Source organism: Aestuariivirga sp., assembly GCF_020252395.1.
Classification (GTDB): Bacteria; Pseudomonadota; Alphaproteobacteria; order Rhizobiales; family Aestuariivirgaceae; genus Aestuariivirga.
This window is the reverse complement of sequence record NZ_JADCDB010000001.1, coordinates 239,527-254,304: the sequence shown is the minus strand read 5'-3', so window position 1 is coordinate 254,304 and position 14,778 is coordinate 239,527. Positions and strand designations below refer to the sequence as shown.

Annotated in this window: 11 protein-coding genes and 1 tRNA gene; 5 read left to right on the top strand and 7 right to left on the bottom strand. The window is 67.0% G+C overall.

What is annotated here, in order from left to right:
• Positions 1–22: 22 nt before the first annotated feature.
• Positions 23–472 (bottom strand): molybdenum cofactor biosynthesis protein MoaE, encoded by a 450-nt coding sequence (locus IOC82_RS01155; protein WP_290544330.1) that lies wholly within the window; start codon positions 470–472, stop codon positions 23–25.
• A gap of 31 nt (positions 473–503) precedes the next feature.
• Positions 504–2,267, bottom strand: a complete 1,764-nt coding sequence (locus IOC82_RS01150; RefSeq protein ID WP_290544329.1) for an AsmA family protein — start codon at positions 2,265–2,267, stop codon at positions 504–506.
• 97 nt (positions 2,268–2,364) lie between these two features.
• Here IOC82_RS01150 and IOC82_RS01145 point away from each other — a divergent pair, with 97 nt between their 5' ends.
• Positions 2,365–4,305: an acetoacetate--CoA ligase gene (locus tag IOC82_RS01145; protein WP_290544328.1), complete on the top strand. Its 1,941-nt coding sequence runs from the start codon at positions 2,365–2,367 to the stop codon at positions 4,303–4,305.
• 41 nt (positions 4,306–4,346) lie between these two features.
• Here the strand turns inward: IOC82_RS01145 and IOC82_RS01140 are convergent, their stop codons facing one another.
• Positions 4,347–6,017: an iron ABC transporter permease gene (locus IOC82_RS01140; protein ID WP_290544327.1), complete on the bottom strand. Its 1,671-nt coding sequence runs from the start codon at positions 6,015–6,017 to the stop codon at positions 4,347–4,349.
• Between the two features lie 7 nt (positions 6,018–6,024).
• Positions 6,025–8,550: a PAS domain-containing sensor histidine kinase gene (locus IOC82_RS01135; protein WP_290544326.1), complete on the bottom strand. Its 2,526-nt coding sequence runs from the start codon at positions 8,548–8,550 to the stop codon at positions 6,025–6,027.
• A 208-nt stretch (positions 8,551–8,758) separates the two neighbouring features.
• On the opposite strand from IOC82_RS01135, the gene phaP reads away from it, so the two are divergent.
• Together phaP and IOC82_RS01125 are read left to right on the top strand one after the other, a co-directional pair.
• Positions 8,759–9,217 carry a phasin family protein gene (phaP, locus tag IOC82_RS01130; protein ID WP_290544325.1) on the top strand — a complete coding sequence of 153 codons (459 nt, stop codon included), beginning with the start codon at positions 8,759–8,761 and terminating at the stop codon, positions 9,215–9,217.
• Positions 9,218–9,368: 151 nt separating this feature from the next.
• Positions 9,369–9,445 (top strand) — tRNA-His (locus IOC82_RS01125).
• A 102-nt stretch (positions 9,446–9,547) separates the two neighbouring features.
• Here IOC82_RS01125 and glcF read toward each other — a convergent pair.
• Genes glcF through IOC82_RS01110 form a run of 3 tightly spaced genes read right to left on the bottom strand, consistent with a single transcriptional unit; the run spans position 9,548 to position 13,472 of the window.
• Entirely contained in the window at positions 9,548–10,831 is a 1,284-nt protein-coding gene (gene glcF, locus IOC82_RS01120; RefSeq protein WP_290544324.1) for a glycolate oxidase subunit GlcF, read from the bottom strand.
• Positions 10,831–11,982 carry a glycolate oxidase subunit GlcE gene (glcE, locus tag IOC82_RS01115; protein ID WP_290544323.1) on the bottom strand — a complete coding sequence of 384 codons (1,152 nt, stop codon included), beginning with the start codon at positions 11,980–11,982 and terminating at the stop codon, positions 10,831–10,833. Before glcE ends, glcF begins: the two co-directional genes overlap by 1 nt.
• Complete coding sequence (locus tag IOC82_RS01110; protein ID WP_290544322.1) at positions 11,982–13,472, bottom strand: FAD-linked oxidase C-terminal domain-containing protein; 1,491 nt, start codon at positions 13,470–13,472, stop codon at positions 11,982–11,984. The genes glcE and IOC82_RS01110 overlap by 1 nt, the downstream gene beginning before the upstream one ends.
• A 91-nt stretch (positions 13,473–13,563) precedes the next feature.
• On the opposite strand from IOC82_RS01110, the gene IOC82_RS01105 reads away from it, so the two are divergent.
• Entirely contained in the window at positions 13,564–13,944 is a 381-nt protein-coding gene (locus IOC82_RS01105; protein ID WP_290544321.1) for a cytochrome c family protein, read from the top strand.
• 68 nt (positions 13,945–14,012) lie between these two features.
• Positions 14,013–14,777: a (Fe-S)-binding protein gene (locus IOC82_RS01100; RefSeq protein ID WP_290544320.1), complete on the top strand. Its 765-nt coding sequence runs from the start codon at positions 14,013–14,015 to the stop codon at positions 14,775–14,777.
• Position 14,778: the final 1 nt, after the last annotated feature.

Genomic DNA, 14,778 nt, shown 5'->3' with positions numbered 1-14,778 from the left:
GACAGCGCGGCCGGGAAGCGCCTCACTCCGTCCAGCGTTTGGCCGCGTCGTCGTCGCTGTCTTTGGGGGCAACCCAGCTGGCGCCTCCGTCATTCTCCTCGAGTTTCCAAAAGGGCGCCCTCGTCTTCAGCCAGTCGATGAGGAAGTGGCAGGCCGCGAAGGCGGCCTCGCGGTGGGCCGAGGCGGCGATGACCAGCACAATGTCCTCGCCCGGTTCAAGCCGGCCATAGCGGTGGATAATCAGCGTTGCGTCGAGCGGCCAGCGGCGCTGCGCCTCGGCCTCGATCTCCGCCAGCGCCTTCTCGGTCATGCCGGGATAGTGTTCGAGCGTCATGGCCTTGACGTTTTTGCCATCGGACAGGTCGCGCACCGTGCCGAGGAACATCACCGTGCCGCCGATCGTGGAGCGGCCCTGCCGGACAAGGCTCAGTTCGTGGCCCGGATCGAAGGGCTGCTGCTGGACGCGGATCATGGCTCTGTCATGCCCCGGCTTCCGCTGCGGTTCAATTGCCTTGCAGCGCCGGAACGTCCTGCAGCCGCGCGAAGCCGCCCTCCGGATTGCTGAGGATGTCCGGAATGTCCGGGTAAATCCGCGGTTTGGCCCACAGGCCCCTGGCAATCACGGGCACCGGCAGCAGCGGCTGGCCATTGACGGCGGCGGTGGCCGAAATGGTCAACCCCTGGCGCAGCACGTCGATGATGCCCCCGGCGCTGACCGTGAGGCTGGGGCTCTCCATCCTCAGCTCGCGGAAGGTGAAGATGCCGTCCTCCACCGTCGCGTCGCCGTTGAGGTTGTCGAAGCCGGTGGCGCCGGGGGCGGCCTGCCAGCTGTCGAGGATCTTGTGCTTGGCCGCGAGGAACAGGCCCGCGAGGTCCACCCCGGCGATGCGCCCCGCCGCGATGCCAACGCGCGCCGTGCCCTTCAGCGTCCCGGCCAGCTCCTCCTGCGTGGCGCCGGTGGCCTGGAGGTCCGCCACCAGGTCGCCCTTGCCGGTGATCTGACGGGCACCGGTGAGGGCGCCGAGCAGCGGCTGCACCGGCGTGTCCTCGGCATCAAAGCGCAGCGAGACGCTGGGCGGCAGCACGGTGGCGTCGGCCTTCACGCCGATATCGAGCCTGCCGTTGGAGCCGATGCCCGCGGCCAGCGTGGCGTCCAGCTTGCCGCCGGCGAGCTTGAGGGCGACGCTGCCAGGCCCGGCGGCGGCATCGGCATAGCGCAGGTTGCGCGCCTTGAGGCTCAGTTCCGCGTCAATGCCGCGGAGCAGGCCGAAGGGCAGCGGCCGCCGGCCCCAGTCGCCGCCCGTTGCCCCCGCGGCGGGGATGGCGTCGTCGAGCCACAGGGTGTCGGCGGTGAGGCTGGCCTGCAGCCTGGGCTGGCCGTTGCGGAGATCGGCCGCGATCTCGCCAACGGCGTGCAGGCTGCCGATCGCCAGCGTGGCGTTGCGGATGGCGAAGGCCCGGCCGGCAGCGTCGAGCGCGCCATCGATGGTGATCGGTCCTGCCGGATTGGCGCCCTCCGGAAGCGGCAGGCCGAGCAGTCGCAGCGCCGGGCCCGGCGTGGCGCTCGACAGGCTGACGGGTCCGGCGAGGCTCAGCACCCTGGCGGTGGCCAGCCGGCCGCTGAAGCTGGCCGATCCCTCGTTGGCCGACAGGACGAGCTCCAGCGGCGAGCCATCGGCATTGACGCGGGCCAGCGATTTAAGGCCGGCGTCCACCCGCACCAGCCGGCCGTTGATCACCGCGCTGCCTGTGAAGGAAACGCCTCCATCGGCGCGCATCTCCAGCGTGCCGTCGACATGCGCGATCTCCATGCTCTGGCCGTTGCGGGCGTCGAAATACCGTAAGCGCGCCTGTTCGAGCCTGATGGTCGTGGCGCCGGGGGCGCGGGCGGCCACATCCCAGCTGGCCGTGCCGCGCTCGTCGATGAGTAGCGCCACCTCCGCGCCATCGAGCGCGATCCCGGAGACCTCCGGCCTTGCGCCGAAGATCTGCCCGAGCGTTACCGGGATCACCGCCGACTGGGCGGTGATGAAGCTGCCGTCATCCGGATTGGCGCCGGAGAGCGCCGCGTTGTCAAGGCGCACGGCGAGCGGCCAGAGCTCAAGGTAAGCGCCGCCCCGAAAGCTGACGCTGCGGCCCAGCTGCTGCTGGGCAAGCGTGGCGAGCCCGCCGGCCACGACGCGCGGCGCGATGAGCATGAAGGCGGCCACCGCCAGTGCAACCAGGCCAAGCGCCGCGCAACTTGCAATCAGCCATCGGTTGTGCATCGGAGACTCCTGAAACCGCGCCGCTTCTGGGCGGGACTTGCGGCCCTTTCGTGACATGACTAGAGCCAAGCCGAACCGTCACCCGGGAGTGCCTTACATGACCCAACGTGCTTTGTGGACCCCCGGCCCCGGCCGGGTGGCCACCTCGAACCTGGCCCGTTTCATGGCGCCGCTGGGCTTGAAGACCTACGCGGAGGTGCTGCGCTATTCGGTTGAGGAGCCGGAGGCCTTCTGGCCGAGGCTCTGGGACTTCTGCGAGGTGAAGGCGGAGACGCGGGGGCGGCGGGTGATCGTTGACGGCACGAAGATGCCGGGCGCGAAATTCTTCCCCGAGGCCCGGCTGAACTATGCCGAGAACCTGCTGCGGCCGAACGATGGCACGGATGCGCTGGTGTTCCGCGGCGAGGACAAGGTGAAGCGCCGGATGAGCTGGGCGGAGCTCAACCGGGCGGTGGCGAAGCTCCACCGCGCCTTCGCCGCGTCGGGTGTGAAGGCCGGAGACCGCATCTGCGCCGTCGTGCCCAACATGCCGGAGTCAATCGTGGCCTTCCTCGCGGCCTCTTCGCTCGGCGCCATCTGGTCCTCCTGCTCGCCGGACTTTGGTGAGCGCGGCATCCTCGACCGCTTCGGCCAGATCGAGCCCAAGATCCTCATCACCTGCGATGGCTATTACTATGCCGGCAAGACCATCCGCATGGGCGAGAAGGCCGGGAACGTGCTGAAGGAGCTGAAGAGCGTCGAGTGCGCGCTGGTGATCGACTACATCGGCGAGGCGGAAGCGGTCGCCAAGGCCTTGCCGAAGGGCGAAACGCTCGCGGGCTTCGCCGCAGGCCACAGCGATGCGCCAATCAGCTTTGCGCAACTGCCGATGGATCACCCGCTCTACATCCTCTACTCCTCGGGCACCACTGGCATCCCGAAATGCATCGTGCATGGCGCGGGCGGCATTCTTCTCAAGCATCTCTCCGAGCATGTGCTGAACACCGATACCAAGCCGTCCGACAAGCTGTTCTACTTCTCCACCTGCGGCTGGATGATGTGGAACTGGCTGGTCTCAGGGCTGGCCGCGGGGGCGACCCTGCTGCTCTATGACGGCTCGCCCTTCCACCCCTCCGGGCGCGTGCTCTTCGATTATGCCGATGATGAGGGCATGACCATCTTCGGCACCTCCGCCAAATACATCGACGCGGTGAAGAAAAGCGGCCTTGTGCCGAAAGAGACGCACAAGCTGGGCACCCTGCGCGCCATGCTGTCCACCGGTTCGCCGCTGTCGGCCGAAAGCTTCGATTTCGTCTACCAGGGCATAAAGGCCGACATGCAGCTTGCCTCGATCTCGGGCGGCACCGACATTTGTGGCTGCTTCGTCGGCGGCAACCCGCTCTCACCCGTGTGGCGCGGCGAGATCCAGGGGCCGATGCTGGGCGTTGCCGTGGATGTCTATGACGAGCATTGCAAGCCGGTGCGCGGCGAAAAGGGCGAGCTCGTCTGCGTGAAGCCCTTCCCGTCGATGCCGGTGATGTTCTGGAACGATCCCGATGGATCGAAGTATCACAACGCCTATTTCGCGCGTTTCCCCGGCATCTGGCGCCATGGCGACTTCGCCGAGATCACGCCGCATGATGGCATGATCATCCATGGCCGCTCGGACGCGACGCTGAACCCCGGCGGGGTGCGCATCGGCACGGCGGAGATATATGCCCAGGTCGAGCAGGTTCCGGAGGTGATCGAAGCGCTCGCGATCGGCCAGGACTGGGACGGCGACGTGCGCGTGGTGCTGTTCCTGCGCCTCAGGCCGGGCGTGGTGCTGGACGATGCGCTGGCCGCCCGCATCAAGAAGAAGATCCGCGACGGCGCCTCGCCGCGCCATGTGCCGGCCAAGGTCTTGGCGGTGGCCGACATCCCGCGCACCAAGTCCGGCAAGATCACCGAACTCGCGGTGCGCGACGTGGTGCATGGCCGCGTGGTGAAGAATAAGGAGGCGCTGGCCAATCCGGAGGCGCTGGAGCTGTTCGCAGGGCTCGCCGAACTGCAGACCTGACTTCCTTCTTCTGGCCCGGCGGAAGATAAGAATATTTTCGGTCAATTCGTGATGTGCGGCTCGTGCAGGGTGCGCGAGAGAAGGATCACGGGGAGGAGGCCCACCGCGACGATGGTGAGGGCGGGAAGCGCGCTCTCCTCCAGTTGGTCGAGGGACGCGAGCATGAAGACGGTGGTGGCCAGCGTCTCGAAATCGAAGGGACGGAGGATCAGCGTGGCGGGAAGTTCCTTCATGCAGTCGACGAAGACGAGGAGGGCCGCGGAGGCGAGCGCCGGCCTGAGCAGCGGCAGGTGCACGTCGCCGAAGGCGGCGATAGGGCCCCGGCCCAGCGTGCGCGCCGCCGCGGCAACGTTGGGCGTCACCTTCTGCAGCCCCGCCTCGATGGCGCCGAAGGACACGGCGAGGAAGCGCACCACATAGGCGAAGACCAGCGCCGTGACGGTGCCCGACAGCAACAGGCCCGAGGATATGCCAATGTGTGCGCGCAGGAAACTGTCCAGCGCATTGTCGAAAGCGGCGAGCGGGATGAGGACGCCGATGCCCAGCACCGTGCCGGGAATGGCATAGCCGGTGGCGGCGAGGCGGATGACCCGCCGCGTCATGCCGCCCTGCGTGGCGCGGTTGGCATAGCCCAGCACCAGGCCGAGGATGACGGCGGTGATGGCGGCGAGCACCGCGAGCAGCAGCGAATGATAAACGGCGCTGAGATAGGTGGATGACAGCGCATCGGAAAGCCGCGAGGCGGCGAAGTTCATCAGGATCAGTGCGGGCGCCACGAAGCCGATGAGGATGGGAAGCCCGCATGCGGCGACCGCGAGCGCGCGCTGCCAGCCGTTGAGGCGGATACGGTCCGGCTGGCGCGGGCGCTGGGCGGGCAGCACGAAGGACTGCCGCCGCCGCGCCTGCCGCTCGATCCACAAGAGCATGAAGATGAAGAGCAGCATGACGGCGGAAATCTGCGCGGCCCCGCCGAGGTTTCCCTGGTTGAGCCATGTGGTGTAGACGCCGAGCGTCAAGGTGCGCACGCCGAAAAATCCCGCCGCGCCGATGTCGTTGAGGCATTCCATGAGGGCGAGCGATACGCCCACCGCGATGCCGGGCCTGGCGAGCGGCAGCGCCACGGCGCGGAAGGCGCCCCACGGCGTGCGGCCGAGCGCGCGCGCTACTTCGAGCTGGGTTGCCGGCTGGCGCATGAAACTCGCCCGCGCGGTGAGGAAGACATAAGGATAAAGCACCATGGAAAGCACGAAGATGGCGCCGCCGAGCGAGCGGATTTCCAGAAACCAGTAGTCAGCCTTTGTCTTCCAGCCCATCAGCGCGCGAAGCCATGTCTGCACCGGGCCCGCATAGCTCAGGAAATCGACATAGGCATAGGCCACGATGTAGCCCGGCATGGCCATGGGCAGAAGCGAAGCCCAGACGAAGAGCGGCCGCAGCGGAAAGCGGCACATGGTGACGAGCCACGCCGTGCCGGTGCCGGTGACGAAGGTGATGAGGCCCACCCCCGCCATCAGCGCAAGGGTGCGCATCACATAACCCGGCAATACCGTGGAGAGGAGATGCGGCCAGACATTCTCGGCCGGCATCAGCGCCAGCACGATAATGGTGGCCACCGGCAGCACCAGGCCAAGGCCGATGATCAGCGCTGCCGCAGCGAACAGCCTTTCGCTCACCGGGCGGGGCGGGCCCTTTGCGGCCGCGGCGTCAGACATGGAAGTGCTATTCCGCCAATACGCGGGTGGTGGGGAAGGCGATCTCGGCCAGCGTGCCCTTGCGCGGCTCGCTGGTGAGCGCGAGAGAGGCGCGGTTGGCTTCGACCAGCGCCTTGGTGAGCGGCAGGCCGAGGCCCGTGCCTTGCACCTCGCGGCCCTCGGTGAGGACGCGGCCGAAGGGTTCGAGCGCGCCTCGGAGCTGGTCCTCGTCCATGCCGATGCCGGTGTCTTTGACGCGCAGCTTCAGCTCGCCATTGCCCAGGAGCTGGGCGGAGACCACGACCTGGCCACCGGCGTCGGTGAATTTGATGGCGTTGGACACGAGGTTCAGCAGGGCCTGCCGCATTGAGCGGAGGTCGGCCACCACCTTGGGAAGGTCCGGCGGCATCGACTTCCTCAGCACCACGCGCGCGGCGGTAGCCTGCTCCTGCGTGAGCCTCAGCACATAGTCGGCGACGTCACCGAGCGAGACAGCGGCGAAATTGAGCTCGAGCTTGCCCGCCTCGACCTTGGAGAGATCGAGGAGATCGTCGATGAGGGAGAGGAGATGCGCTCCGCTGGCGTGGATGTCCTGCACGTAGCCGCGGTATTTCTCGTTGTCGATCTCGCCGAATCGCCCCAGCCGCATCACTTCGGAGAAGCCCATGATCGCGTTGAGAGGCGTTCTCAGCTCGTGGCTGACGCTGGCGAGGAATTCGGACTTCTGGCGGCTGGTCGCCTCGGCCTTTTCCTTGGCCTCGCGCAGTTCGGCCTCGGTCTTCTTCCACTGCGTGATGTCGCGCACCACGGCGCAGAAGGCGGCCTGCGAGCGGGCGGCCTGCAGCTTGCCGATGGTGATGAAGAGCGGCACGGTGCCGCCCTGGTTCACCAGCGCCGTCACTTCACGCCCGTCATTGAAGACCGCCGCGAGGCCGGGGCCCTGCAGCGCCGCCAGATAGTCGCGCACCAGCTTGCGGCTTTCGGGCGCCAGAAGATCGAGCAGCGGCTTTCCGGCCACTTCGGCGATGCGATAGCCGAAAATCGCCTCTGCGCCGGCGCTGAAGGTGTGGATCCGCGCGTCCTGATCGAGCGTGATGATGCCGTCCGCCGCGGTGTCGAGGATGGCGCGCAGCTCCTGGTCGGCATCGGGGCCTGGCGGCCGCGGGGGAAGCTGGATCACCTCGGCACTGGCCCGCTGCGGCTCCGGCGCAGGCGCCATCTTTGCCACCGCGGCGGGCGCTGGCTCTGCGGCGGCCATGGCGGGCGCGGCTGCGGGGGCCGGCGCGAGGCGGAGTTCGGGCCGCTCCGCTTGCGTTGTTCCGTTGGGCAAGAGCACGAACTGCCGGGCGGGGCCGCCAAGCCAGGGAATCACCACCATATGCACATTGGCCTCGACGGCGCGCCCGGCGCCGGTGACGATCTCGGTGCGTGGCAGCGCCTGGCCCAACTGGCCGAAGCGGTTCGAGAGAGCCTGGTCGTTGATCACGTCTTCGCCCGTCTCATAGCCGAAAAGGCGCGCGGCGGAGGGGTTGGCGAAGAGCAGCTGCCCGTCCTTGGCCACCAGAACGGCCTCGGGCCGGTTTTCCAGCGGCAGGCGCACCTGGTCCGGAATGCGCTGCAGCTTGCGGCGCGGCTGGTCTGGGGGCGGCGCTGCCTCCGCTACCGGGGGCGGCGCCGCACGGGCAGGGCGGGGCTTCGCCTCGCGGATTTCATCCTCCAGCGGCTTGCCGGGCTTCTCGAAGGCGGCGGCATCGGCCTCGGACAATGCGGCGGTAGCCTTCGGGCCGGCGGCGGGCTGGGAGGCAGCCGCTGCCGGAGGCGGAGGCAGCGGTTCGGCGCCGGAGAGCTTGAGTTCCAGGGCGCGGCGCTCCGTCACGTCGTCAAGCAGCAGCATGGCGAAGGCGGCACCCTCCTCCTCGCGGTTCAGGCGGCGGGCGGTGAGCCGGATATCGCGGATGCCGATGCGCACGGCGAGCGCGCGGTGCTGCACCACCGTGCCGGCGGCCCCGATGCGGGCGAGCAGCGCATCCGCCTGGGCCTGGTCGCCCAGCAGCTCCGCCAGGTTGCCGCGCTGGTTGGCGTCCAGCAGCAGCTGGGCTGCCGCATTGAGGTGGCGGAAGCCGCCGCCACGCCCCATCAGCAGCGCGGCAGAGGGCAGAAGATCGAAAGCGGCGGCCATGTCGGCGTCGGCCCGGGCGCCGCCCTCCACGCCGGAGGAGCGGGCCACTGCCAGCACGCCGGGGCGCCCGTCGGCCAAGGCGTGGATCATGCAGCGGCAGATGATGGGGCCTTCGGCGGCGGTCGAGGGGAAGTTCAGTTCCACCGTTTCCACCTGGCCGCGGTGCAGGCTGCGGGAGAGGTTCATCATCGCCTCCACCCCCGGCTCCTGCGCGTCGAAAGGGCGGTCGATCAGGTCGAACAGCGAGGCGCCGCCGAAAAAGCCAATGCCCGCCGGATTGGCCCATACGATGCGGGCGCGTCCAGCGTCCCACAGCCACGCGGCTTCCGGCACGTTCCTCAGGTCTTCCAGCGTCGGTGTCGCGGCGTCGGCCAAGGCTCACCCCAAAACTCAAGACTCTCTGTTTACGATGCCTTAACCGAGAAAATAAAGGAATTCGGCAACATCCGGTTAATTTTCACGCGTCCGAAGCCGAACAGTGCGGCGGCGATGCAATATTCATGTTGCGCTGCACAAAAACTTGACATATGTAGTTGCTCATCAGGCAGCTCCCTCCAAAACCTGCCTCACAGGAGAAACACCCATGTCGACCAAGAAGGCCAAGCCCGAAATGACAACCGAAACTATGGCCAAGGCCACCGAGCAGGTTGCCGGGAATGTTGCTTCCTTCGCCCAGAAGACCCTCGACCAGGCGCAGGGCGCCTTCGAGAAGGTCTCTGAAGTGGCGCATGGCAATGTGCAGCTCTTTGATGCCGCCGCCAATGCCTACAAGAATCGCGTGACCGACATCCAGCTAAAGTCGATGGAATTCGTGCAGCTAAACATCAACTCGGGCTTCGCCTTCGCGCGCAAGCTGTTCGCCGTGCGCGACGCGCAGGAGGCGGTGAACCTGCAGCAAGGCTTCTTCAAGGAGCAGGCTGAGACGCTGCAGCGCCAGGCCGCCGAGCTCTCCGAGCTCTCGGTTGCGCTCGCCAAGGAATCGCTGAAGCCGGTGCAGGAGCAGATGTCGAAGTCCTTTGCCAGCCTCTCCAAGGTTGCCTAAGCACATAGTCGATGCCCGGCCGTCCTCCCCGGCCGGTGCATCGAACTCCGAGGCCCGCGCAATGCGGGCCTTTTTGCTGGCTTGAAATCCCATGCGACTGGGGCTAGGAACGCCCCCGTGCGCGAGGGCCACCAGCCCTTGAGGCCTGTGTGCCGCCTTAGCTCAGTTGGTTAGAGCACTAGATTGTGGATCTAGGGGTCCCCCGTTCGAGCCGGGGAGGCGGTACCACCTTACAGAACTGCGGACGCACAGCCCGGCTTAACGGCTGGTTCACCATTCGGGACCGCGCTGATGGCGGAGACGTATGAAAGGTTCGCGCGCGCCGTGATGTCAGCCCGGCAGGCGCGCCGGCTTCGGACCGCCATAGGCCCAGTCGAGCAGCTCCACCGTGTGCAGTATGGGGATGCCGGTGCCGAGCCCGATCTGCGTGATGCAGCCGATATTGCCGGTGGCGATGGCTTCGGGAGACAGGGATTCGATGTTCGCCACCTTGCGGTCGCGCAGTTTCGACGCCAGCTCCGGCTGCAGGATGTTGTAGGTGCCGGCCGAGCCGCAACAGAGATGACCCTCGGGCACCTCCATCACCGTGAAGCCGGCGCGGCGCAGCAGCCGCTGCGGCTCCGTCCTGATCTTCTGGCCATGCTGCATGGAGCAGGCGGAATGATAGGCGAGCCGCAACCCGCCCTGCGCCGCGGGCAAGTCCTGCGCGATCAGGAACTCGGTCACGTCCTTCGCCTTGGCGCTGATGGCCTTGGCCTTTTCAGCATAGGCCGCGTCATGGCGCAGCATGTGGCCATAATCCTTGATGGTGGTGCCGCAGCCCGACGCGGTGACGATCACAGCATCGACATCGGCCTTCGTCCACTGGTCGATCGACCGGCGCGCGCGGGCCAGCGCATCCTGTTCCTGCCCCATGTGGTGGGTGAGCGAGCCGCAGCAGGCTTCCTCGCCGCGGACCACCACCTCATAGCCCAGCCGGTTAAGCAGGCGGATGGTGGCGGCATTGATGCCAGGCTCGAGCACGCTCTGCACGCAGCCCATCAGCAGCGCGACGCGTCCCTTTTTCTGGCCTTGCGCGGGAAAGGTGCCGGGCTGGCCGATGGGCTCCGGCGTCGGCAAGCGTTTCGGCACGAGGCCGAGGAGTGCCGCGATGCGCGTGGCGCCCAAGGATTTCGCCACGGGTGCGAGCGGCGAGGCGAGCTTCGCGCCGATCAGCGACAGGCGGAACAACCTGGGCCGCGGCATGGTGTAGGCCAGCACGCCGCGCAGCAGGCGTTCCGGCAATGGCCGCGTGTAGGTTTCCTCGACATGGGCGCGCGCCTCGTCCACGAGGTGCATGTAATGGACGCCCGAGGGGCAGGTGGTCATGCAGGACAGACACGAGAGGCAGCGGTCGAGGTGCTTCACCGTCTTCGCATCCGCCGGCGCGCCCGATTCCAGCATGTTCTTGATGAGGTAGATGCGGCCCCTTGGCGAGTCGAGCTCGTCGCCCAGCAGCACATAGGTGGGGCAGGTGGCGGTGCAGAAGCCGCAATGCACGCACTTGCGCAGGATCTGGTTGGCGGCGCCGATGCGCGGGAGGCTGAGCTGTTCGGCGGTGAAATTCGTCTGCATCAGATGCCCCGATACATGCGGCCGGGGTTGAGAATGTGGCGCGGGTCGAAGGCGTCCTTCACCCGCCCGGTAAGGGCCGCAAGGGCTGGCGCCTGCGGCTGGAACACGCCGACGGCGGCGCGGGTTGCTTCCGGCGCGCGGATCAGCGTGGCATGGCCGGTTGAGAAGCTGCCGCGCACCAGTGCCGCCGATGCATCATGGGAGGGCGGCGCCTCGATCCATACCAGGCCGCCGGCCCAGTCGAAGAGATAGCGGATGTCGAGCTTCTCTTTCAGTGTACGGATGATCGCGGGCGCATCCGACGGCGTCACCGACAGCCGCCAAAGCGGATGGCTCGGGTTCCCGGCGAACATCGCCGCATCGCGAATGGCGCGCCAAGTGGCGGCGGAGCTCCTCGCCGCCATCACCTCGATGGGGCGTTTCAGCACCTTGCCCAGCTGGTCGCGGCGATAAGAGACGGAGGGCGCGATGCCCTCGAGGCGGAGATAGACGGCCTCTCCGGGCACATGGGCCGCCGCTGACACCTCGCAGGGCGACTGCATGGCGAGGCTCATCGCCTCCACCGCCTGCGCGTCGTCGAGGCCCGCCAGCACCACCGTTTCTTCCGTTTCCGGAGCCGGCAGCACCTTGAGGATCACCGCGGTGAGTGCAGCGAGCGTGCCCCAGGAGCCGGTCAGCAGTTTCGGCATGTCATAGCCCGTGACGTTCTTGACCACGCGCGCGCCCGCCTTGAAGGCATCGCCCGCGCCGGTGACGCCATGGATGCCCAGAATGTGGTCACGCACCGCACCGGCCTTGATACGGCGCGGACCTGAGAGGTTCGACGCCACCAGTCCGCCGATGCTGCCGCTGTGCGCAGCGCCAAGGAGCCTGGAAAAGTCCGGAGGCTCGAAGGCCAGCTGCTGGCTGCGCTGGCTGAGCATGTCTTCGATCCCGGCGAGCGGAGTTCCGGCATGAACATCGAGGATCAGCTCCTCCGGCTCATAGGCGATGACGCCGGTGAAGCCCGACATGTCCAAGGCCGCCGCCGCCTGCACCGGGTGGCCGATGTGGCGCTTGCTGCCGCCGCCGACGACTTCCAGCGGCGCGTCCGCGGAGGCGATTATCTCGGAGAGTTCGGCTTCGCTTGCAGGCTTCAGCACGGCGCTCATCAGAATCTCGGAATCTCCGGAAAGGGCAGGGCGCCGCCCTTCACATGCATGCGGCCCAGCTCGGCGCAGCGGTGCAGCGTGGGGAAGACTTTGCCGGGGTTGAGCAGGCCCTTGCCGTCGAAGGCGCATTTGACGCGCATCTGCTGGGCGAGGTCGCCTTCGGAGAACATCTCCGGCATCAGGTCGCGCTTCTCGATGCCCACGCCATGCTCGCCCGTCAGCACGCCGCCCACCTTCACGCAGAGGCGCAGGATGTCGGCGCCGAACTTCTCCGCGCGGTCGAGCTCGTCCGGGTCATTGGCATCGTAGAGGATCAGCGGGTGCAGGTTGCCGTCGCCTGCGTGGAACACGTTTGCCACGCGCAGCCGGTGGAACTGCGACAGCTCCGCCATGCCCTGCAGAACGTCGGGAAGGCGCTTCCTTGGAATTGTGCCGTCCATGCAAAGATAGTCGGGCGACAGCCGGCCCACTGCGGGGAAGGCTGCCTTGCGCCCGGCCCAGAACAGCAGACGCTCCTCCTCCGAGGCCGAGATGCGAAGCGTCGTCGAGTTGTTGGCGCGCGCGATCCCGGAGACGCGGTCGATCAGGTGATCGACCTCCACCTGCGGCCCGTCGAGTTCGACGATCAGCAGCGCCTCGACGTCGCGCGGATAGCCGGCATGGACGAAGTCCTCCGCCGCGTGGATCGCCGGGCGGTCCATCATTTCCATGCCGCCGGGAATGATGCCCGCCGAAATGACGTCGGCCACGCACTGGCCCGCATCCTCGGAGGTTGGGAATCCCACCAGCACGGCGCGCGCCGTCTCGGGCTTCTGCAGGATGCGCACGGTCACCTCGGTCACGACGCCAAGCAGGCCTTCTGAACCCGTCATCACGCCCAAGAGGTCATAGCCTTCCGAGTCGAGGTGCTTGCCGCCCAGCCGGATCACCTCGCCCGTCACCAGCACCAACTCGATGCCCAGCACATTGTTGGCGGTGAGGCCATATTTGAGGCAGTGCACGCCGCCCGAATTCTCCGCCACATTGCCGCCGATGGTGCAGGCGATCTGCGAGGAGGGGTCCGGCGCGTAATAGAAGCCTTTGTGCTCCACGGCCTTGGTGATGGCGAGGTTGGTGACGCCCGGCTGCACCACCGCACAGCGGTTGGCATAGTCGATCTCCAGCACCCGGTTGAACTTGGCCATTCCCAGCAGGATGCCGTCGGCCAGCGGCAACGCGCCGCCCGAAAGGGACGTGCCCGCCCCGCGCGGCACCACCTTGATGCCGTTTTCGTGCGCGTATCTCAGAACGGCGGAAACCTGCGCCACGGTCTCCGGCAGAACCACGACGAGCGGAATCTGGCGGTAGGCGGTGAGGCCATCCGTCTCGAAGGCGCGCATTTCGACGGGCGCCGCGACCACCCCCTCGCCCGGCACGATGCGGCGCAGCGCCGCAGCAATGGCCGAGCGGCGCCGGATCGTGTCCTGGTCTGGGATGGGCATTGTGAGCATGAGTGATCTGTTCGCAGCCGCCAGCGTTAGAAGAACCGGAATTAAGCCGTGTCCTACGGCCAATGCAACCAAAGATCACCGGAGTGACCCCATGACCCGACTGACGCTCACGCTGCTGTCCCTGCTGGCGCTGCCCGCTACCGCACTCGCCCAGGATGCGGGCGACCCCGCCAAGGGCGAGAAGGTCTTCGCCCAGTGCAAGGCTTGCCACGACGTTGAGAAGGGCGTCAACAAGATCGGGCCCACGCTCAAAGGCTTGATCGGCCGCAACGTCGCCTCGGTGCCGGATTACAAATATTCGACCGCTATGCTGGACTTCGCCAAGACCCACCCGGCCTGGACGGACGAGTTGTTTCTCATCTACATCGAGAATCCCAAGAAGGAAGTTCCCGGCACCAAGATGGCCTATGCCGGCCTGAAGAAGCCCGACGACCGCGCCAACCTGCTGGCCTATCTCAAGACCAAGCAGTGACCTTGAGGAGCCTTGCGGGCTCTCGCGAGGGCTGGCAATAACCTTCCCCGTGATTGCCCCGAGGTTCCATGCCTGAGACATCCCCGCGCGTCGGCCTGTTCGTCACCTGCCTTGTCGACATGTTCCGGCCCTCCGTTGGCTTTGCCGGCGTAAAGCTGCTCGAGGACGCTGGCTGCACCGTCGAGGTGCCGGAGGCCCAGACCTGCTGCGGCCAGCCCGCCTACAACTCTGGCGACAGGGAGGATGCCCGCGCGCTGGCCCTGAACGTCATCGCCGCCTTCAGGGGCTATGATTATTTGGTGGCCCCCTCGGGCTCCTGCGCCGGCATGATCGTGAAGCATTACCCCGAATTCTTCGAGCCGGGCTCCACCGAGCATGACGAGGCGCTCGACCTTGCGCGGCGCACCCATGAGATCACCTCCTTCCTCACCCGTGTGCTGAAGGTGGAGACGGTCAAGGCCCAGTTCCCGGCCTGCGCCACCTATCACGATTCCTGCTCCGGACTGCGCGAGCTCGGCATTCGCAACGAGCCGCGGAAGCTTCTCTCCAGCGTCGAGGGCGTAAGCCTCCGCGAGATGACGGATGCGGAAGTGTGCTGCGGCTTCGGCGGAACCTTCTGTGTCAAGTACCCCGGCATCTCGGATAAGATGCTGGAGAAGAAGATCCGCCACATCGAGGCGACGGGGGCGGATACGCTGATCGCGGGCGACCTCGGCTGCCTCATGAACATGGCGGGCAAGCTGAAACGCATGGGCTCCGCCATCAAGGTGCGCCACGTCGCCGAGGTGCTGGCGGGCGATTATGAAACCCCGCCCATCGCGGAGGCGAAATGAC

Bases quoted from the DNA above. Each gene is read 5' to 3' on its own strand.
- IOC82_RS01155 (WP_290544330.1), bottom strand. From the start codon at position 472: ATGATCCGCGTCCAGCAGCAGCCCTTCGATCCGGGCCACGAACTGAGC.
- IOC82_RS01150 (WP_290544329.1), bottom strand. From the start codon at position 2,267: ATGCACAACCGATGGCTGATTGCAAGTTGCGCGGCGCTTGGCCTGGTT.
- IOC82_RS01145 (WP_290544328.1), top strand. From the start codon at position 2,365: ATGACCCAACGTGCTTTGTGGACCCCCGGCCCCGGCCGGGTGGCCACC.
- IOC82_RS01140 (WP_290544327.1), bottom strand. From the start codon at position 6,017: ATGTCTGACGCCGCGGCCGCAAAGGGCCCGCCCCGCCCGGTGAGCGAA.
- phaP (WP_290544325.1), top strand. From the start codon at position 8,759: ATGTCGACCAAGAAGGCCAAGCCCGAAATGACAACCGAAACTATGGCC.
- glcF (WP_290544324.1), bottom strand. From the start codon at position 10,831: ATGCAGACGAATTTCACCGCCGAACAGCTCAGCCTCCCGCGCATCGGC.
- glcE (WP_290544323.1), bottom strand. From the start codon at position 11,982: ATGAGCGCCGTGCTGAAGCCTGCAAGCGAAGCCGAACTCTCCGAGATA.
- IOC82_RS01110 (WP_290544322.1), bottom strand. From the start codon at position 13,472: ATGCTCACAATGCCCATCCCAGACCAGGACACGATCCGGCGCCGCTCG.
- IOC82_RS01105 (WP_290544321.1), top strand. From the start codon at position 13,564: ATGACCCGACTGACGCTCACGCTGCTGTCCCTGCTGGCGCTGCCCGCT.
- IOC82_RS01100 (WP_290544320.1), top strand. From the start codon at position 14,013: ATGCCTGAGACATCCCCGCGCGTCGGCCTGTTCGTCACCTGCCTTGTC.